The sequence below is a fragment of the Halomonas sp. E14 genome (assembly GCF_052568415.1).
Map to the genome: position 1 here is coordinate 3,058,647 of NZ_CP199423.1, position 19,100 is coordinate 3,077,746.

Sequence of the window (19,100 nt, forward strand, 5' to 3'; positions counted from 1 at the left end):
ACCGTGGAGATGCACCTGTGGACGTAATCGCCAACCTTGGCATCGGGCTGCAAGCCGCCCTGACCCCGACGATGCTGTGGTATTGCTTCATCGGGGTGCTGCTAGGCACCTTCATCGGGGTACTGCCGGGCATTGGCCCACTGGCCGCCATCTCCTTGCTGCTCCCGATCACCTATTACATAGGCGCCGATGTCGCCATCGTGATGTTGGCTGGGGTCTATTACGGCGCCCAGTATGGCGGCTCCACCGCCGCCATTCTGCTCAAGCTGCCGGGGACGGCATCTTCCGCCGTGGCCTGCCTCGACGGCAACCCCATGGCCCGCAACGGGCGCGCCGGGGTGGCACTGTTCATTACCACCATCGCCTCCTTCGCCGGCGCCATCACCGGCCTGATCATCCTGATCTTCTTTTCGCCCTACATCGCCAAGCTTGGCCTTAAATTCGGCTCCGCCGAGTATTTCGCGCTGATGCTCCTTGGGCTGGTGGCCGCCTGCACCTTCTCCGACTCGCCGCTGAAGGGAGGAGCCATGGTGGTACTGGGACTGCTGCTAAGCATGATCGGCACTGACGTCAATACCGGTGTGATCCGCTACACCTTCGGCTTCGCCGAGCTCTCCAGCGGCCTGAGTCTGGTCGCCCTGGCAATGGGCATCTTCGGGGTCGCCGATATCATCCGCAACATCAACACCATCGATACCACCCAGCTCAGTCAGCGCTTCACCCTGCGCTCGATGCTGCCCAGCCGCGAGGAGTGGCGCCGGTCGCTGCCCTCGATGGCACGCGGCTCGGCGATCGGCAGCTTCTTCGGCACCCTGCCGGGCACTGGCGCCTCGATCTCCTCATTCATGTCCTATGCCACCGAGAAGAAACTCTCCAAGCAGCCCGAGCGCTTCGGCCGGGGCGCCATCGAAGGGGTTGCCGCCCCCGAGGCCGCCAATAACGCCTCGGCGCAGACTGCCTTCGTACCCACCCTGACGCTCGGCATCCCCGGCGACATCACCATGGCCTTGATCCTCGGTGCACTGATCATTCATGGCATCACCCCGGGGCCCCAAATGATCACCGCTCAGCCCGAGCTTTTCTGGGGCCTGATCGTCAGCTTCATCATCGGTAATATTCTCCTGGTGCTGTTCAACATCCCGATGATCGGACTGTGGGTCAGCATGCTCAAGATTCCCTATCGCCTGCTCTACCCCACCATTCTGGTCTTCATCAGCGTGGGGGTGTTCAGCGTCAGCAACAGCACCTTCGACATCTATACCGTGGTCGCCATCGGTGTCCTCGGCTACCTGCTCGGCACGCTGCGCTTCGACCCGGCACCGCTGCTGCTCGGCTTCATCCTCGGGCCGCTGATGGAAGAGCACTTCCGGCGCGCCATGCTGCTCTCCCGCGGCAATCTGACTACCTTCATCGACCGTCCGATCAGTCTCTCCATCCTGATCATTACCGCGCTCGCCGTCGGCTTCATCATGGCCAGCAGCGTGCGTAGACGGCTCAAGGCCAACAACACCGACAAGGCATCCCATGCAAGCTGACACATCCACGGCCCAGCGCACTGCGCTGATCATCGTCGACCTGCAGAACGACTTCCTCCACCCCGAAGGCGCCTACGCCCGGGGTGGCGCCAGCAACCCAGAGGCAACGGCACTTCCCGAGCGCATCGCCCCGCTCGCCCAGCGCCTGAAGCAGGCCGGCGGCCTGGTGGCCGCCACCCGCTTCACCCTGTGGCCGGATGCCCAGGGCGAGCCGATGATCTCGCCGCACCTGAAATCGCTGCGCCCGTTTCTTGCCCGTGGCGATTTCGCGCCCGACAGCCACGGCCAGGCCAATGTCGAGGCGATTCGTCACTTCGTCGACGTCTCGGTGAACAAGGTCGCCTATTCCGGTTTTTTCAATACCCAGCTCGACTGGGTACTGAAGAAAGCCGGCATCACCACAGTGGCAGTGTGCGGAATCGTCACCAATGGCGGCGTTGCCAGCACGGTGCGCGATGCCCATATGCGCGATTACCACACTCTGGTCATCAAGGACGGCTGTGCTGCATTCAAGCGCGCCACTCACGACACCGCCATTGCCGATATGGCCAGCATCGCCACCATTACCGACTGTCAGTCGCTGCTGGAACGGCTGGACAGCTGAGCGCCCCTGGCCGCGGAGGGAAGCCATGCGAATCGACTTTCTCATCACGGTGAAGACCATCGTCGAGAAAGGCAGTTTTGCCCTGGCGGCGAAGGCCGTGAACGTTACGCCAAGCGCCGTCAGCATGCAGGTCAAGACTGTCGAGCAGTACTTTGAAAAGGCCCTGTTCAATCGGGCCGGCCAGTCGGTCACGCCAACCCCCTTCGCCCGCGACCTGTGCAACAGAGTCGGTCCGTTGCTTGAGGAGATCGAGCGACTGCGCGGTGGCCATCAGGCCTCGGTCATCGGTCGGCTCCGGCTGGGAACCATCAGCATCATGCAGCCGATCGTGCTACCACCGCTTTTCAATCGGCTCAAGGAGCTGGCTCCACAATTGGAGGTCAGCTGCACTCCAGGGCGCTCGCAGGATCTCATCGAAGCCGTAAAACAGGGCGAGCTGGACGCCGCGATCGTGGCAGAGCCCGCCACTGCCAGCCGCCGGCAGCTCCATTGGCAGCTCCTGCAAGAGGTGCCGTTCAGCTTGATCACTCCCAAGCGGACGCCAGCGGGAAACGATAAGCAAGGCCTCGAGGCATTACCCTGGATCGCTTACGACAGGTCCACCTCACTCGGAAAGATCTCACGCTGCTTGTCGCTGTCCCTCTTTGGAAACCGGCCTCCCGCACTGGAGCTGCAGTCCCTCGAAGGCGTGATCTCGATGGTTGCATCAGGATATGGTGCAGCAGTCGTCATTCTCCCCGACCCCCGCCTAAAGCACTACGACATCGACATTACATCTCTGGGCGCTAATGCTCCTTCGCTTCGTTTTTCATTGGTAAGCAGGAAGGTCGAGCATAACGACAGGCCAATAAACACCATCAGAAACATATTGAAACATCATTGTTAAAGCGACTCGAACTGACGATTAATTCATCAAAAAACCTCAACTCTAAATCAATAAAATATCGCTAGCCACCGGCTCTTTATTTGATAGCCTTTCATTGAGGAAAGACAAAAATAAAACGAGAAAAATCAACAAAACCCACTCTGACGACAAAGATAAAATTTTATGAAAACTATCACCTCCCCACAAACCGACCCGGCCAACGCTGCTGCCTCACTTCAGCCTGCTGCACCACGGCTTGCATCGTATTTGGCAAGCTGTCACCGCCTGAAATCAGCGTACTTTACCTGACCTAATCCACTCCATGCCACGCCGTGCTCTCTCGCAGGGCCGTACTTTTTCGACAGGCATGACCAGGAGACTTTCATGACTACCACCGTTACACGGCGGCCAGGCTATCCGCTTGGGCTCGCTCAGGCCCAAGGCCGAAATGCGCAACTCAGGGCGCTGATCGAACGTGATGCCCTGACCATGGCGCCCGGCTGCTTCGATTGCCTCAGCGCACGACTGGTCGCCAAGGCAGGATTCCCAGCCGCCTATATTACCGGCTCCGGAGTCTCCATGAGCGCCCTGGGAGCACCGGATATCGGGGTGATCTCATTCGCCGAGATCGCCGAGCGGGCCAGGCGCATCGCCGACGTGATCGACATCCCCATCATCTGCGATGTCGATACCGGCTATGGCGGCCCCCTCAACGTGGTGAGAACCGTACGCGAACTCGAGCGTGCCGGCGTCAGCGCCATGCAGATCGAGGACCAGGCCTGGCCCAAGAAGTGTGGCCATGAACTAGGACGCAAGCTGGTCGACATCACCGAAATGCAGGGCCGGGTCAAGGCCGCCGTGGACGCCCGCGACGATGACGACGTGATGATCATCGCGCGCACCGATGCACGCACCGGCCACGGCTTGGCCGAGGCGCTGGACCGCGCCATGGCCTACCGCGAGGCCGGCGCCGACATCATCTTCGTCGAGTCTCCCGAGAGCCAGGAGGAAATGCAGCAGATCAACCAGCGGCTGCAGTGCCCCACGCTCGCCAACATGGTGGAAGGCGGCCGCACCCCCTTCCTCGACGCCGACACCCTCGCCGCCCTCGGCTACCGCCTGGCCATCTACCCCAACTCGCTGACCCGGCTGTTCGGGTTCCAGGGCGCGCGCATGCTCGAGAGCCTGGCACAGCATGGCAGTACCGCTCCGATGCGCGAGCAGATGCTCGATCACCAGGGGCTCTGGTCACTGTTCGACTATCCCGAGTGGACGACGCTGGAAGCGCGCTTCACCGATCGCGGCTAGGACGCCGAGGACGCACATCACAACAACTTCCCCATCGCCACCGAGCGATAACAACAAGAGGCAATCCCATGACGACCCCTGCTACTCAGGTAACACGCAAGACTCCCCTGGCAGCCGGTATCGGTGCCGCCCTGCTGCTCTCGCTTCCCCTCGGGGCGCAGGCGCAGACGCAGCTCTCGATAGGCACCACCAGCCAGGCATCGTCGCTGTACGCCTATTTCGTCGCCGTCTCCCAGCTGCTCAACTCGGAGCTCGACGATGTCAACCACTCGGTGCTTGAAACCGGTGGCGGGCTCGACAACTCGCGCCGGCTGCGCGACGGCCAGGTCGACTGGGCCATGATGGCCGAGCCGGACCTCTTCGAATACTACAAGGGGCTTGGCCCCTTCGAGGGTGACCCCAGCCCCAATTTTCGCACCTTCTGGGTCACCACGCCGCTGGCCTACCTGACCGTGGTCGACGCCGCCTCCGACGTGACCTCTTACTCCGACCTCGACGGCAAGGCATTCAACGGCGGCGGCCGCGGCTCCGGCACCGAGCGCGCCACCTTCGAGGCCATGGAGGCACTCGGGGTCGAACCCAACTGGTTTCGCACCGGCATGAGCGACGCCATCACCGCTTTCCAGGATCGCCGCGTGGTCGGCTTTACCAAGGCTGGGCCGCCCAACGCTCCCGACAGCGCCATCATGGATGCCGAGACCACCCGCGACATCCGCATCCTGGGCTGGACGGACGATGAAATCGAACAGGTACAGGCCGAGTATCCTCACTTCGATTTCATGCATGTGGACGACACGCCCTACGACACCGGCCCGATGAACCTGCGCGTGGTCTTCATCACCGTCGGCACCACCACCGACCTGCCCGAGGACACCGCCTACGACATCTTCAAGACGGTGGTCGAAAACGTCGATACCGTCGCCGAATCCTACTCGGCCATCGAGGGACTCGACATCATCGAGCAGACGCTGGAGCGTGGGCAGACCCCGCTGCACGCCGGCGTAGCCCGCTACATTCTCGAACAGGGCTACGAGATCCCGGAGCACCTGATGCCGGATGAGCTTGAGGAGGGTTGATCGTGGCCACACAGCCCACCGTCTCGGCGCCCGATGAGGGTGCCGTGCGCTCGCCGATGACGCGGTTCCGCGGGCACCTGATTGCGCTACTCAGCACCACGCTGGTGCTGTTCCACCTCTACACCGGTGCCTTCGGCTCCTTTCCCGACTTGATCCAGCGCTCGCTGCACGTCGGCGGCACCCTGATCCTGGCCTTCTGTCTCTATGACATGCGGCGCGGCAACGCCCGTGATACTCCCCTGGGATTCATCGACATCGCCTTCATCCTGGGTACCGTGACCGTGATCGGACACCTGATCCTGAGCTATGACCGCATCATGGGTTTCACCTTCAGAATGAGCCAGCTGGACTTCGTCTTAGCCATCGTCGCCACCCTGTTGGTCCTTGAAGGCTGCCGCCGGGTGATCGGCTGGACCATCCCGGCCCTGGGCGTCGCCGGCCTGACCTATGCCCTGGCGGGCCCCAACCTGCCCGGCCCCCTGGCCCATGGCGGACTCGATGCGCGCTTCGCCGCCGAGGTGCTGTATCTCTCCACCCGCGGCCTGTTCGGCATGGTAACCGGCATCTCGGCCACGGTGATCGCCATGTTCGTGATCTTCGGCGCGGTACTGCTGCGCACCGGCGGTGGCCAGACCTTCATGGATCTGGCCATGGTGATCGGCGGCCGCACCACCGGCGGTGGCGCCAAGGTAGCGACGATCTCCAGCGCCATGTTCGGTAGTGTCTCGGGCTCTGCCGCCGCCAACGTCGCCACCACCGGTGCCTTCACCATTCCGCTGATGAAAAAGCTCGGCTATCGGCCCACCTTCGCCGGTGCCGTCGAATCGGTCGCCTCCACCGGCGGGCAGATCATGCCGCCCATCATGGGCGCCGGCGCCTTCATCATGGCCGAGCTGATCGGCATCTCGTACATCACCATCATGGTTGCCGCCATCATTCCCGCGGTGCTCTACTTCGCCGGCTGCCTGGCCGGCATCCACTTCGAGTCAAAGCGTCTCGGCTACAAGCCGATGACCCGTGACCAGCTGCCGCGCGCCAAGGAGGTGCTCACCCTGCGCCGAGCCGGGCCGGTATTCCTCTCGCTGGGCACCCTGATCACTCTACTGGTGCGCGGCTATTCTCCGGCCATGGCAGCCTTCACCGCCACTGCCATTCTCGTTGTGCTGTTTCTACTCGGCACCCGCAGCTGGCCGGACCTCAAGGCACGCCTCAACAGCCTGCGCGAAGGGTGCATCGATGCCGGTATCGGCCTGGTCGCCATCGCCGTGCTGATCGCCGGCGCACAGATACTGCTGGCCATGATTTCGACCACCGGCATGGGCGTAACCTTCACCTCCGCCATCATCGGCCTGGGTGAGAACCACCTGTTCATCTCGCTGCTGCTGGCCATGGTCGTTGCCATGCTGCTGGGCACCGGGCTGCCCACCGCTGCCGCCTACATGCTGGCCGCCGCCGTGGTGGCACCGGCCCTGGTACGGCTCGGCGTCGAGCCCATAGCCGCCCACATGTTCATTTTCTACTTCAGCATTATTGCTGGCCTCACGCCTCCGCTGTGCGCCACGGTCTTCATCAGCGCCAGCATGGCGAAGGCCAATTGGCTGCCCACCAGCATTACCGCCATCCGGCTCTCGCTGGTGGCGTTCATCATTCCCTTCGTCTTCGTTTTCCATCCCGAGATCTTGATGATCGGCGACGGCGTCACCATCGCCGCCTACGCCATTACCGGACTGATCGGGGTGACGCTGATCGGAGCCGCCATGTCGGGCTATCTGCTCTACCCGCTGGCGTACTGGGAGCGCCTGCTGTTCTCGCTGGCCGCGTTCGGCCTCATCGCGCCCGGCTTGGCATTGCCGCTGGCCGGCGGAGCCCTGCTGCTACTGGGGCTGACCCTGCATCTGCTGCGCGGCAAGGCCGCCTACTCCCTCGGCGAGGAGATACCATGATCACCCTGCACGGCAAGACCGTACGCCAGACCCTGGAGGAAATCCTCCTCCCCGCGTCGACGGCGCTGCTGGTCATCGACATACAAAACGACTTCTTCGACGCAAAAGGGGTCTTCGCCAACGCCGGCCGAGACATGGCCCTGGCTCAGGCACACCTGCCCAACATGCTTCGGCTGATCGCCGACTGGCAGTCCTTGGGCTTGTTCACGGTTTTCGTGCGCCAGGTCACGCTGCCCGACGGTCGCGGCGACAGCCCCGCCTGGCTCCGGCTCAAGGTACGTGACGGGAAGAGCCCGAGCTACACAATGAAAGGCTCCTGGGGAGCCGCCTTCTGCGACGGTATTGCTCCTCGCGAGCAGGATCCCATCGTCGACAAACTGCGTCCGGATGCCTTCCTGGGCACCAGTCTCGACATGCTGCTCAAGGCCAATGGCATCGACACCGCCGTGGTGATCGGTGCCAATACCGAGGGGTGCGTCGAATCCACCGTGCGCAGCTGCGCACATCACGACTACTACACTGTTGTGGCCGAAGACGCCGTGGCCAGCAGCAATGCTCAGTTTCATGATGCTTCACTGGCCTTGATGAAAGAGCGCTTTCTTGTCGCATCCTCAAGACGCATTCTCGACACCCTGAAGGAAAACCTGCACTGACACCCCTTCTCCCTGCATTTATTAGCCAGTGAAAACACTGGCTTTTTTTCACCATTTTTTCTTCATTCCACCTTTCATGAATATCGTTTTTTTCAAGGCATCGACGTTGATAGCCTGACAGTTCCCGATAACAATGAGCGAGAATATCCCATGAGCAACCTGACGAAATGCCGCCCCTGGCTCAGCCATGACGTCGAAAGAGATACCAGCTGGATTCGCTATCTTTCACAAGCGGCCATCGACGATATCGACCGTGCCCTTCGCCATGCCGTCACCACCAGGAAGTCCCTTATCGCCTTGGCTCCTGATGACTTTCCCCTTGGCAAGGCCGGCTTTGAAGAAATCACTTCCGCCTATGCCAGCACTCAGCAGGGCTGGGGGTTTTGCCTGCTCAAGGGCCTTCCCGTCGAACGCTACAGCGTTGAGGAGATCAAGACCCTCTACTGGGGCCTGGGCTTGCATGTCGGCGTGGCCAGGACACAGAACAAGCACAGCGACATCATGACCTCTGTCAAGGACACCGGCGGCCAGTACAAGGTCAATGGTGGGCGTGGCTACAACACCAATGCGGGACTCGATTTTCATGTCGACTTCTGCGACGTGGTGTCGCTGCTGTGCATTCATCCCGCCAAGGCAGGCGGCACCAGCCTGATCACCAGCTCGCTGGCGATCCACGACGAGCTCATGCGCACTCACCCCGAGCTGGAGGCTGCCTTGCGCAAGCCGTTTTATTTCAGCCTGCAGGGCGCTGGGTCGGATGACGAGCCCAACGTCTACCCTTGTCCGCTGTTTGGTGAAGCCCAGGGTTACCCGGCATTTCGCACCAACCGCAAGAACATCACCGCAGCGCAGGAATATTTCGACGACGTACCACGCCTGGAGCAGGACCAGATCGAGGCCCTCGACTGGCTGGATGAGAAGCTCAAGGACCCCAGGTACTGCTTTTCCATGAATATCGAGAAAGGCGATATTCAGTTGCTTAACAACTTCACTGTGGTGCACTCACGTACCGATTTCGAAGACCACGAGGACGAAGCACGCAAACGCCACCTGCTGCGCCTGTGGATGAGCATACCCGGCTCTCAGCCGCTTCCGGAGAGCTGGAAAGCGGCCTTCAAGGACACTCGCGCTGGTGCCGTTCGAGGCGGCAACCGAGGCAAGCATATCACCGCCGACTTCCTCGCCTACGAACGTCGCCAGGCGCGCTACCACCAGATGCACAACGTCTTCAGTGGCTGAAGGGCGCACTGAACGACGTGCAGCTGAGGGAAGAGGCGCGGGAGCTGACGCTGCCCGGCGCCTCGGTACGAGAAGGGACAAGCTGACTCAGGCGGCGGTATCGCAATTGAGCTGGCGGGCGGCTTCACGGCCGGCGATGGCACCTAGTACCACGGCGCTGAGCAGGCCATTGCCGGAAAGATAGCCGCTGTCGCCCGAACCGGAAACCCCGCGCGCCGCGCCGCCAGCAGCGAACAGGTTGGGGAAGACGGAACCGTCCTGGCGCAGCACCCGCGCCTGGGTCGTCACCTCCAGCCCGCCCTGAGTGTGGAACAGCGCGCCGGTCACCTTGATCGCATGGAAGGGCGCCACCAGCAGATCCTCGCTGCTGAAGGTGCGACCGAAGGCATCGGCCCCACCGCTCTCGGCCAGGGCCTGCATCTCGGCGAAGGTCTCGCCCAGTGCCTCCAGCGGCAGCGCCAACCCGGAGGCCATGTCCTCGAGGCTGTCGAAGGTGCGTACCGCCCCGGCGATATGGGCGTTGCGGTAGTCCTCGAACTCCAGTGCCGCCTGGTGGATGCGCCGGTCGAACAGGTTCCAGGCCATGCCGCCCGGCTGGGCCAGCACCTTGGCCGCCTGCTCCGAGTAGCCGCCGTGCTCGTTGGAGAAGCGCCGCCCCTCGGTGTTGACCTGCACCCCGCCCCGCATCATCACCGCCCAGGTAATCAAGGTCTGGTGCGGCATCGCCAGCGAGCCGTGGCCCTGGCAGGCGCCCAGGTCCTTGAGGCTCGCGCCCATCGCCTCGCCCCACAGCAGCGCGTCGCCTTGGTTACCCTCGTGGCCGAAATAAAGCGCCTCCTTCAATGCCGGCAGGTGGCGCGCCACCAGCTCGGGGTTGCCGCCGTAGCCGTTGCAGGCAAGAATCAGGGCGTCGCAGCCGATGGACTCCCGGCTGCCGTCGGGGCGTTCGAGGGTCACGCCATGCACCCGGCCGGTGTCGCTCACATGCAGGTCGACCACCCGCGCTTCGGTGAGCAGGTCGATGCCCGCCGCCTCCACCGCACTGAGCAGGCTGCCCATCAGCTCCTCCCCGGTGCGCCTTGGGGTGGCGTGCATGCGCATGCGGCTGTGTCCGGGATAGAGGAAGCCCTCCACCAGATCGAAGGGCACCCCGTGGTCGTCGGCCAGCCACTCGACCACCCTGGCGGAGGCCTCGGTCAAGGTGCGGACGATTTCCGGGTCCGCCTGGTGGTCGTTCTTGCGCTGGATGTCCTCGGCCATCAGCGCCGGACTGTCCGTCACCCCCCGCTGCTGCTGGAAGCGCGTGCCCGCCGCCGGGATGAACCCCTGGGACATGGAGGTGCTGCCCCGCGGCAAGGCATCCCGCTCCAGCACCACGGCCTCGGTACCGAACTGCCGGGCGGCGAGTGCCGCCACCAGCCCGCAGGCGCCCGCGCCGACGATCACCAGCGGCACCTGCACCTCGAACTCTTTCGCACTGCCAAAAGCCACGCTTGCCATGGCATCGCTCCTCAGTCGTTGCCTGCGCCCTGCTGGCGGTAGGCGTCGAGAATCTCCCCGGCCGGGGCCTGCCATACTTCGGCATGGCCGGCGATATGGTCGAGCACCGCCTCCAGGCAGCCGATACGGTGCGGCTGGCCGACGAGCCAGGGGTGCAGGTTGAGCGCCAGCAGCCGGCCGCCCTGCTCCCGCCCCTCCTGCAGCAGGAAGTCGAAGGCATCCGTCACCTGGCTGACCCAGCTGTCCTCCGAGTGCAGGTTCTGGCACATCACGAACTGGTCCTCGATCTCGGTGGAGAGCGGCAGCATGGTCAGCTCGCCGCGTTCGGTGGCGAAGGCGTAGGGCAGATCGTCGTTGACCCAGTCGGCGCAGTACTCGATGCCGTTCTCGGCCAGCAGCTCCGGGGTGTTCCAGCTCTGGTGCTTGGCCGGACTCAACCAGCCGCGAACGGGTTGCCCGGTCAGCTCGCGCAGCGTCGTCACCGAGCGGCGCACGATCTCGGCCTCCTCGTCGCGATCCTGGCCGCCGTAGTGCAGGTGATCCATGTTCCAGCCGTGGCACAGGAACTCGCCGCCGTAGGCTTTCAAGCGATGCAACAGGTAGGGCTGCTGCTCGGCGAGCTGGGCGTTGATCGCCCAGGTGGGACGAATGCCGCGCTGCTCGAAGGCCGCCAGCATGCGGTAGATACCCACCCGGTTGCCGTAGTCGCGCAGCGAGTAATGGCGCAGGTCCGGATAGGGCATGGTCATGCCGTTGGGCACCTTGAACGGCACGCCGCGCTGGTTGAGCGGGTAGAACTGCAGCGAGACGTTGATCCACACCGCCAGCGGCTTACCGCCGGGCCACTGGAGCGGCGGGCGCTCGCCCAGCATCGACCAGGCATAGCGCTCGTGATCGTAGCCGTGGCGTCGCCAGGGGTAGTGCAGGTATTCGGGTTCGAGGGACATCTCTCAGCTCCTCCCGGCCGTGGCGGCCTTGGCATCGATGTCGCGCAGGGCGTCGTCGTAGTGGTGGGCGAGATAGTGCCGGGCGATCTCACGGCCGGTGGCGACCCACACGTCGCTATGGCCGGTGATGTACTCCAGCGCCTCCTCGAAGGCCTTGATGCGGTGCGGACAGCTGATCTGATAGTTGTGGGTGGGGATGCACATCACCGTGCCCGACTCGGCGCCCTCGGCGTAGAGCCGGTCGAAGTGGCGCTTGAGCATGGTCAGGTAGTGGCGCGGCTCCACCTTGTTCACCGCGTAGACGATGGTGTCGTTCATCTCCAGCGAGTAGGGCATGGAGATGAAGCGCCGCCCCGAGCGCAGCCGGATCGGCGTGGGCTGGTCGTCGTGGAACAGATCGCAGGTGTAGATGCCGCCCTCCTCGCCGAACAGCTCCTGGCCCACCTCGGCGAACAGGTCGAGGGTGTGCTCCGAGTGGGACAGCGCCGGCGCCAGGTAGCCGGCGCACTTCTGCCCGGTGTGGCGATGGATCGTCTCGATGCCGTCGCGGATCATCTCCCGCTCCTGGGCCTCGCTCATGCCGTAGGTGTAGCGGGTGTTGTAGATGCCGTGGCTGAAGAACTCCCAGTCGCGCTCGCGGCACATGGCGACGATCTCGGGGTGGTGCTCGCAGAGTGCCACCGAGAGCGACACCGAGCCGCGAATGCCGTACTTGTCGAGCAGCGCCATCTGGCGCTCGTGCCCTACCCGGTTGCCGTAGTCGCGAATGCTGAAGCCCGGCACCGAAGGGTGCGGCGTGGGCCACGGCTTGCGCTGCGGGTTGGCCGGCGGGTCGAGCTCGTAGTACTCGATGTTGGGCGCCACCCAGAAGGCCACCCGCGCCCCGTTCGGCCAGGCGATCTTGGGCCGGTTCTCGTAGGGCCAGTAGTCGTAGGCATCCAGCGTCTCTTTCATCACCGCCTCCTCGCCGCTCAGGCCTTGTCGCTCGCGCGCGCCTCGAGCCAGGCCAGCACGTCGGCCACGTTCATCACGTCGGCGTACTTCAGGTGCAGGTCGGTGAGGTTGGCGTAGTGGTAGCTCTCGTGCTTGTCGGCCACGCACTCCATCGGCACGATGGTGCGATAGCCCCGCGACAGGCTGTCCACCGCGGTGGCGCGAATGCAGCCTGAGGTGGAGCCGCCGGTGACGATCACGGTGTCGACCTGATGCCACACCAGCAGCGACTGCAGCGGCGTCTCGAAGAAGGCCGAGGGCATACGCTTGGTATAGACCACGTCCCCCGGCTCGATCTCGACGCGCTCGTCGAAGGCGGCGCGGTCGGAGCCGTACTTGATGTTCTGCAGCGAATCCGGGGTGTCGGTGCGCGTGCCCCACACGCCGGCATCCTCGGCGGAGTCGAGGAAGGCCACGTGGGTCCACACCACCGGCCAGCCGAGCTTGCGAAAGCCGCGCGCCAGCTGGTTCACGTAGTCGAGCTGATTGGGGTCGGTCTCGTAGGCGGTGGTGTAGAGATCAGTGCGGGTGTAGGCCTTCTGCGGGTCGACGTTGACCAGCACCGCCTTGTTGCCGAAGCCGAACGGCACGCGCTGGGGGTTGGCCATCACCTCGAAGAAGATCTCCTTGGCGGTCTTGTCGGTCGTTATCATGCGCTCTACTCCTGTGTCTTTGTCCTTGTGATCAGCGGGCGTCGTACTTCTCGCCCAGCTCGAGCATCTTGCGCGTACCGAGCACCTCGTTGAGCTGGCCGAAGTCGAGCATACGCTCGCGGAAGGCATCGGTGGTGCCGTCGCGGCGCAGGGTGGCAAAGAACTGGCTCGCCATGTGGGTGAAGGCGCGCACCAGGGCGCCGGGGAAGATCACCAGCGAGAAGCCCTGCTCCTGCAGCGCCCGGGCGTTCTGCAGCGGCGTGTCACCCCCCTCCACCATGTTGGCCATGATCGGGATCCGGCCGCGGAATTCGGCCATGATGCTGGCGATATCATCGTCGCTGCGAATGCCTTCGATGAACAGCATGTCGACCCCGGCCTCGCGGTAGGCGTGAGCGCGCTCGATGGCCCGGGCCGTGCCCTCCACCGCCACCGCGTCGGTACGCCCGATAATCAGGGTGTCGTCATCCTGGCGGGCATCGAGCGCGGCCTTGAGCTTGCCCACCATCTCTCCCGTGGGCACCAGGGTCTTGCCACGCAGGTGACCGCAGCGCTTGGGGTAGGTCTGGTCCTCGAGCTGGATGGCGTTGGCCCCGGCTCGCTCCAGCATGCGCACGCTGCGCATCACGTTCATGGCGTTGCCGAAGCCGGTGTCGCAGTCGACCACCACCGACAGGTCGGTGCGCTCGCGAATGTGCGACATCACGTCGTTGACCTCGCTGATGCTGACCAGGCCAATATCGGGACGCCCAAGCTGGGTGTAGGCGATGCTGGCCCCCGAGAGGTAGACGGTATCGAAGCCGGCTTCGGCAGCGAGCGAGGCGCTGAGGGCGTCATAGACCCCCGGGGCGACGACGATCTCGGGAGCGTGCAGCCTGGCCTTGAGACGGCTGGGGGGAAGAGTCATGGCAATCGGGTTCCTCGTTGATGACGGAAGAAGGGACGAAGGGGCTCAACGACCGGCCAGGGCGAGGTCGTTCCAGACCTGCTGGCGCAAGATCCGGCCGTGGCGTAGCTCGAAGCGGTCGATGAAGCGCACCCCGGAGAAGGGCGTGCCTTCGGGCCACTCGCCCTCCAGCTCGCCGTGACATACCACCGTGGCTCGCCCGCCCTCGTCGAACGTATCGACGCCGGCAATGCGCTTGCGCACGTCGCGGTAGCGATGGCTGGCCCAGGCCACCAGCTCCTCCAGCCGGGTCATCTCGCCGCTTCCGGGAAAGGTCATGCGGAAGTCGTCGTCGAGCAGCCCCCGGGCACGCGCCAGGTCGCGGGCCTCCATCGCCTGGAGGAACTCGCGCACTATCGCCTCGGGTGCCGTGCCCAGCGCTTCGCTCGTTGCGCCAGCGGGGGTACGAGGGCGCCCTGCGCGCATGTAACCGTCGGGCTCGACTTCGTGCAGCATCACCGTGACCCCCTCCGGATCGACGTCGATGCTGCGGCGCACGGCCTCGGTCAGCCGCGCGCAAAGGCGCTGCTTGAGCTCTCCGGAATAGCCGCGGATCAGACTGACCTGTATGACAGGCATGAAAAGATCTCCAGGAAGCCTTTGTCGTTGTTTGGCGCTATGCTTGAGTATGCATGGCACAGCTATATGTTCTATGCATAATACATTTCTATGTCTACCCTGCGTATCGCGTCAAGCCTTGATGGCGCCCAGGACAACAAGATTCAGGACTGCACCATGAACGATACCCACGCCAACTCCGTCGGCGGCACCAAGTCCCACCGTATCTACCTGCTGCTCAAGGACGCCATTCTCAGCGGCAGGCTGGCGCCGGGGCGCAAGCTGCCCGGCGAGCTCAAGCTTGCGGAGCAGTACGGCGTGTCGCGGGTCACGGTCAGGCGCGCCATGCAGGCGCTCGACGAGGCAGGCCTGGTAGCGCGCAAGCCGGGGCTGGGCACGGTGGTACTCGAACAGCCGCTGGACGCCACGGTGATGACCGCCAGTGTCGCCAACCTGCTGCCCAACATGGTCAAGATGAGCAAGGCCTCGCGGGTGCGGCTGCTGGAGTTCTGTTACGTCAAGCCGCCGGAGCCGGTGCGCGAGAGCCTGGGGCTGCGCGACGGCGACAAGGTGCAGCGCTCCATTCGCGTGCGCATGGCCGACGACAAGCCCTTCTCCTATCTGGTCACCCACGTGCCGGAGTACATCGCCCTGCACTACAACGAGGCGGACCTGTCGCAGACCCCGCTGTTCGCCCTGCTCGAGCGTAGCGGCGTGAAGGTCGACCATGCCGCCCAGACCATTTCAGCCACCCTGGCCACCCACGAGGTGGCAGAAGCGCTGGACGTGTCAGTGGGCTCACCTCTGATCTCTCTGACGCGCGTGGTTTACGACGAGGAGGGACGCGGCGTGGAGCACCTCGACGCGCTCTACCGCCCCGACCGTTATCGCATTCAGGTGGATCTCAATCGCACCGGCGACGAAGCGGAGCGGTACTGGGAGCCGATGGCCCAAGAACCAGGACGCATAGAAACGAAGCACCACGCAAGAGCAAGATCCATATGATGTACTATTTTTAATACATTTAAAATGTCAAAAAAAATACAATTGACCTGTGACATCGACCTGGGATAGTTGTAAAAATAAAGCGACATGAAAACGATGCACCCCCTTTGAAGCGACCGACATGACAATACCAACGACCCTGTTCGACAAGGTATGGGACGCCCACGAAATCCTGCGCAGCGAGAGCGGCCAGAGCCTGCTGTGGATCGACAGGCATTTCGTTCATGAAGGCTCCTTCCATGCCTTCAACAAGCTGCGTGAGCGCGAGCTTGGCGTGGCGCGCCCCGACCTGACCTTCGGCATCGCCGACCACTATGTACCGACTCTGACCCGCCGGCTCGACGCCATCGCCGATGCCAAGGTGCGCGGCATGATCGAACAGCTCAGCGACAACACCCGCACGCACGGCATCACGCTGTTCGGCCTCGACGACCCGCGCCAGGGGATTGTCCACGTGCTGGGCCCCGAGCAGGGCCTGACCCAGCCCGGGCTGCTGATGGTATGCGGCGACAGCCACACTGCGACCCATGGCGCCTTCGGCAGCATCGCCTTCGGCATCGGCGCTTCCGAGGTGGCCCACGTACTGGCGACCCAGACCCTGTGGCAGAGCCGCCCCAAGAAGATGCGCCTCACCGTCGAGGGCGAGCTGGCGCCGGGCATCAGCGCCAAGGACATCGCGCTGACCTGGATCGCCCGCCTGGGTGCCGATGGCGCCCGGGGCCACGCCATCGAATACGCCGGCAGCGCCATTCGCGGCCTGTCGATGGAAGCGCGCCTGACGCTGTGCAACCTCTCCATCGAGGGCGGCGCCCGCTGCGGCATGATCGCCCCCGACGCGACCACCTTCGACTACCTGCGAGGCCGCCCCTTCGCCCCTCAGGGGGAGCAATGGGAGCAGGCCTTGGCCTACTGGCAGAGCCTGAAGAGCGACGAAGGCGCCCGCTTCGACCGCGAAGAGACCCTCGCCGCCGCCGAGATCGCCCCCACCGTGACCTGGGGTGTGTCGCCGGAAGAGGCTCTGCCCATCGACGCCAGCGCACCCGATCCGGCCGACCTGCAGGACGCCGCCCGCGCCCGGCAGGTGCGCGACAGCCTCGACTACATGGGGCTCGCTGCCGGCCAGAAACTGACCGACATCGTCATCGACCGAGTGTTCATCGGCTCCTGCACCAACGCCCGGCTGGAGGATCTGCGCGCCGCCGCCGACGTGCTTCGCGGCCGACGTAGCAAGGTGCCGGGCATTGTTTCGCCCGGCTCCACCCAGGTGAAGCAACAGGCGGAGGCCGAGGGGCTCGATGCAGTATTCCGCGAGGCAGGGCTGGAGTGGCGCGAATCGGGCTGTTCCATGTGCGTGGGCATGAACGGCGATCTGGTGCCGCCCGGCGAGCGCTGCGCCTCTACCACCAATCGCAACTTCAAGGGCCGCCAGGGGCCGGGAGCCAGGACCCACCTCATGTCTCCCGCCATGGTGGCCGCGGCAGCCGTGGCCGGCCGCCTGGCCGACGTGCGCGAGCTGTGACAGGAGCCGAATGATGGAACCGATCAAGATCATCGACGCCCCGGCCTGCCCGCTGCCGCTGGCCAACGTGGATACCGACCAGCTGATTCCGGCGCGCTTCATGAAGGAGCCGCGCAGCGTCGGCTACGGACGCTTCCTGCTGCATGACCTGCGCCACGACGAAAACGGCCGGCCGGTGGCGGGTTTCATCCTCAACCACCCGCAGGCGGATGAGGCGAAGACCCTGGTGGCACGGCGCAATTTCGGTGCCGGCTCGTCGCGGGAGGCCGCCGTCTACGCGCTGGTGGACTTCGGCTTTCGCTGCGTGATCGCGCCCAGCTTCGGCGACATCTTCGCCTCCAATGCGGTCAACAACGGGCTGTTGCCAGCCACGGTCAGCGAAGCGGACGCCGAGGCACTGCTCACCGCACTCGGCGAGTCACCCGGCCCACTGCGCGTTGACCTGGAGGCACAGCTCATCAGCATTGGCGGGCTGAGCGTCACCTTCACCATCGCGCCGACCTGGCGTACCAAGCTGCTCAACGGCTGGGACGACATCGACATGACCCGGCAGCACGCTGACGCCATCCAGCGGTTCGAAACCACTTATGCAAAGCTACGCCCCTGGCTCGAAGTGACAGCACCTTCCGCAGAAATCATTACACGGGGCTGAGCAGCCACTGCCCATCAGGGACAACAACAAACCACAACACGACGAACGCTGTACAAAGGAGAACAATCATGAAAAAGCCTGTCCTTACTTCCCTGAGCCTGGCCGTCCTGATGGCGTCGGGCCATGCCCTGGCCGTGGAACGCATTACCGCCGTCCACGCCTTCCCGCCATCGCTGATCTACACCCAGAGCTTCCTCGAATTCGTCGACAAGGTGAACGAGCGTGGCGAAGGCGTGGTGCAGATCACTGTACGCGGCGGCCCCGAGGTGATCGGCCTCTCCGAGCAGCCCGACGCGGTACGCAACGGCGTGGTTGACATGGCCTACACCGCGGCCAGCTTCTATGCCGGCACCGTGCCTGAGCGCGATGCCATGGTGGCCTCCAACACCAATGCCATCTATGCCCGTGAGAACGGCGGCATCGACCTGCTCAACCAAATCCACCAGGAGAAGATGGGCGTCTACTACCTGGGCTGGTTCGACAGCGGCGTGAGCTACAACCTCTATACCATCAACGAGCCGCGCCTGAACGACGACGGCAACCTCAGCGTCTCCGGACTCACTCTTCGCAGCAATCCGGTCTATGACGCCTTCTTCCAGGACTACCTGGGCGCCCAGCCGATCAGCCTGCCCACCACCGACGTCTACTCGGCGCTGGAGCGCAACGTGGTCAACGCCACCGGCTGGACCCAGATCGGCCTCAAGGACCTCAACTGGGACCGCTTCCTCAATTACCGCATCGATCCTGACTTCTTCTCCACCGACATGGGTGTGATCGTCAACCTTGACAGCTGGAACGGCCTGAGCGAGGAAGCCCGCGAGATCCTGCAGGAAGTGGCCATCGAGCACGAGCGGGCCAGCGCCGAACGCTTCGAAGTACTGGCCGAAGAGCAGCAGGCCGAGCTGGAAGCCGACGGCATGCAGGTCTTCCGTCTGGAAGGCGAGGCCGGCGAGCGCTTTTCCGAGGCCGCGCGCGAAGCCACCTGGGAGCGCATGCGCCGCCAGATGGAGCGCCATCCCATGGGGCTTGAGCACTACGACGAACTGATTGAGAAGTTCAACGACCTGTAATCGGGAGGGGCCGGCCACCCGGCTGCCCCCCCAG

The 19,100-nt window shown here is 64.1% G+C and carries 18 protein-coding genes; 12 read left to right on the plus strand and 6 right to left on the minus strand.

Annotated elements, in window-relative coordinates:
- Positions 1–17 precede the first annotated feature (17 nt).
- From ACT7B3_RS14230 to ACT7B3_RS14265, 8 genes are all read left to right on the plus strand, one after another.
- Positions 18–1,535 carry a tripartite tricarboxylate transporter permease gene (locus tag ACT7B3_RS14230; protein ID WP_445158393.1) on the plus strand — a complete coding sequence of 506 codons (1,518 nt, stop codon included), beginning with the start codon at positions 18–20 and terminating at the stop codon, positions 1,533–1,535.
- Entirely contained in the window at positions 1,525–2,139 is a 615-nt protein-coding gene (locus ACT7B3_RS14235; RefSeq protein WP_445158394.1) for a cysteine hydrolase family protein, read from the plus strand. The genes ACT7B3_RS14230 and ACT7B3_RS14235 overlap by 11 nt, the downstream gene beginning before the upstream one ends.
- Positions 2,140–2,164: 25 nt before the next feature.
- Positions 2,165–3,025 carry a LysR family transcriptional regulator gene (locus ACT7B3_RS14240; RefSeq protein WP_445158395.1) on the plus strand — a complete coding sequence of 287 codons (861 nt, stop codon included), beginning with the start codon at positions 2,165–2,167 and terminating at the stop codon, positions 3,023–3,025.
- A 363-nt stretch (positions 3,026–3,388) separates the two neighbouring features.
- On the plus strand, positions 3,389–4,312 hold the full coding sequence (locus ACT7B3_RS14245) for an isocitrate lyase/PEP mutase family protein (RefSeq protein ID WP_445158396.1): 924 nt from the start codon (positions 3,389–3,391) through the stop codon (positions 4,310–4,312).
- 68 nt (positions 4,313–4,380) lie between these two features.
- Positions 4,381–5,388, plus strand: coding sequence for a TAXI family TRAP transporter solute-binding subunit (locus ACT7B3_RS14250; protein WP_445158397.1), 1,008 nt, complete (start codon positions 4,381–4,383; stop codon positions 5,386–5,388).
- A gap of 2 nt (positions 5,389–5,390) precedes the next feature.
- Positions 5,391–7,331, plus strand: coding sequence for a TRAP transporter permease (locus tag ACT7B3_RS14255; protein WP_445158398.1), 1,941 nt, complete (start codon positions 5,391–5,393; stop codon positions 7,329–7,331).
- Positions 7,328–7,984, plus strand: coding sequence for a cysteine hydrolase family protein (locus ACT7B3_RS14260; protein WP_445158399.1), 657 nt, complete (start codon positions 7,328–7,330; stop codon positions 7,982–7,984). Before ACT7B3_RS14255 ends, ACT7B3_RS14260 begins: the two co-directional genes overlap by 4 nt.
- Positions 7,985–8,134: 150 nt before the next feature.
- Positions 8,135–9,223 (plus strand): TauD/TfdA family dioxygenase, encoded by a 1,089-nt coding sequence (locus tag ACT7B3_RS14265; protein WP_445158400.1) that lies wholly within the window; start codon positions 8,135–8,137, stop codon positions 9,221–9,223.
- An 87-nt stretch (positions 9,224–9,310) separates the two neighbouring features.
- Here ACT7B3_RS14265 and ACT7B3_RS14270 read toward each other — a convergent pair whose 3' ends face one another.
- The 6 genes from ACT7B3_RS14270 to ACT7B3_RS14295 are packed head-to-tail and all read right to left on the minus strand — an operon-like array spanning position 9,311 to position 14,841.
- Positions 9,311–10,723, minus strand: coding sequence for an FAD-dependent oxidoreductase (locus ACT7B3_RS14270; RefSeq protein ID WP_445158401.1), 1,413 nt, complete (start codon positions 10,721–10,723; stop codon positions 9,311–9,313).
- Positions 10,724–10,734: 11 nt separating this feature from the next.
- Positions 10,735–11,670 carry a polysaccharide deacetylase family protein gene (locus tag ACT7B3_RS14275; RefSeq protein WP_445158402.1) on the minus strand — a complete coding sequence of 312 codons (936 nt, stop codon included), beginning with the start codon at positions 11,668–11,670 and terminating at the stop codon, positions 10,735–10,737.
- A 3-nt stretch (positions 11,671–11,673) separates the two neighbouring features.
- The gene (locus ACT7B3_RS14280; RefSeq protein ID WP_086508308.1) at positions 11,674–12,624 is read right to left on the minus strand and encodes a polysaccharide deacetylase family protein; all 951 of its coding nucleotides are present in this window, start codon (positions 12,622–12,624) and stop codon (positions 11,674–11,676) included.
- A gap of 17 nt (positions 12,625–12,641) precedes the next feature.
- The gene (locus tag ACT7B3_RS14285; protein ID WP_445158403.1) at positions 12,642–13,316 is read right to left on the minus strand and encodes an isochorismatase family protein; all 675 of its coding nucleotides are present in this window, start codon (positions 13,314–13,316) and stop codon (positions 12,642–12,644) included.
- A 31-nt stretch (positions 13,317–13,347) separates the two neighbouring features.
- Positions 13,348–14,223, minus strand: coding sequence for an isocitrate lyase/PEP mutase family protein (locus ACT7B3_RS14290; protein WP_445158404.1), 876 nt, complete (start codon positions 14,221–14,223; stop codon positions 13,348–13,350).
- 45 nt (positions 14,224–14,268) lie between these two features.
- On the minus strand, positions 14,269–14,841 hold the full coding sequence (locus ACT7B3_RS14295) for a nuclear transport factor 2 family protein (protein ID WP_445158405.1): 573 nt from the start codon (positions 14,839–14,841) through the stop codon (positions 14,269–14,271).
- Positions 14,842–14,997: 156 nt separating this feature from the next.
- Between ACT7B3_RS14295 and ACT7B3_RS14300 the strand changes: the two genes are divergently transcribed.
- The 4 genes from ACT7B3_RS14300 (at position 14,998) to dctP (ending at position 19,066) form a co-directional block, all read left to right on the plus strand.
- Entirely contained in the window at positions 14,998–15,825 is an 828-nt protein-coding gene (locus ACT7B3_RS14300) for a GntR family transcriptional regulator (protein WP_445158406.1), read from the plus strand.
- A gap of 121 nt (positions 15,826–15,946) precedes the next feature.
- Positions 15,947–17,344: a 3-isopropylmalate dehydratase large subunit gene (leuC, locus tag ACT7B3_RS14305; RefSeq protein ID WP_445158407.1), complete on the plus strand. Its 1,398-nt coding sequence runs from the start codon at positions 15,947–15,949 to the stop codon at positions 17,342–17,344.
- Between the two features lie 13 nt (positions 17,345–17,357).
- Positions 17,358–17,996, plus strand: a complete 639-nt coding sequence (leuD, locus tag ACT7B3_RS14310; protein ID WP_445158408.1) for a 3-isopropylmalate dehydratase small subunit — start codon at positions 17,358–17,360, stop codon at positions 17,994–17,996.
- A gap of 68 nt (positions 17,997–18,064) precedes the next feature.
- Positions 18,065–19,066: a TRAP transporter substrate-binding protein DctP gene (gene dctP / locus ACT7B3_RS14315; RefSeq protein WP_445158409.1), complete on the plus strand. Its 1,002-nt coding sequence runs from the start codon at positions 18,065–18,067 to the stop codon at positions 19,064–19,066.
- Positions 19,067–19,100: the final 34 nt, after the last annotated feature.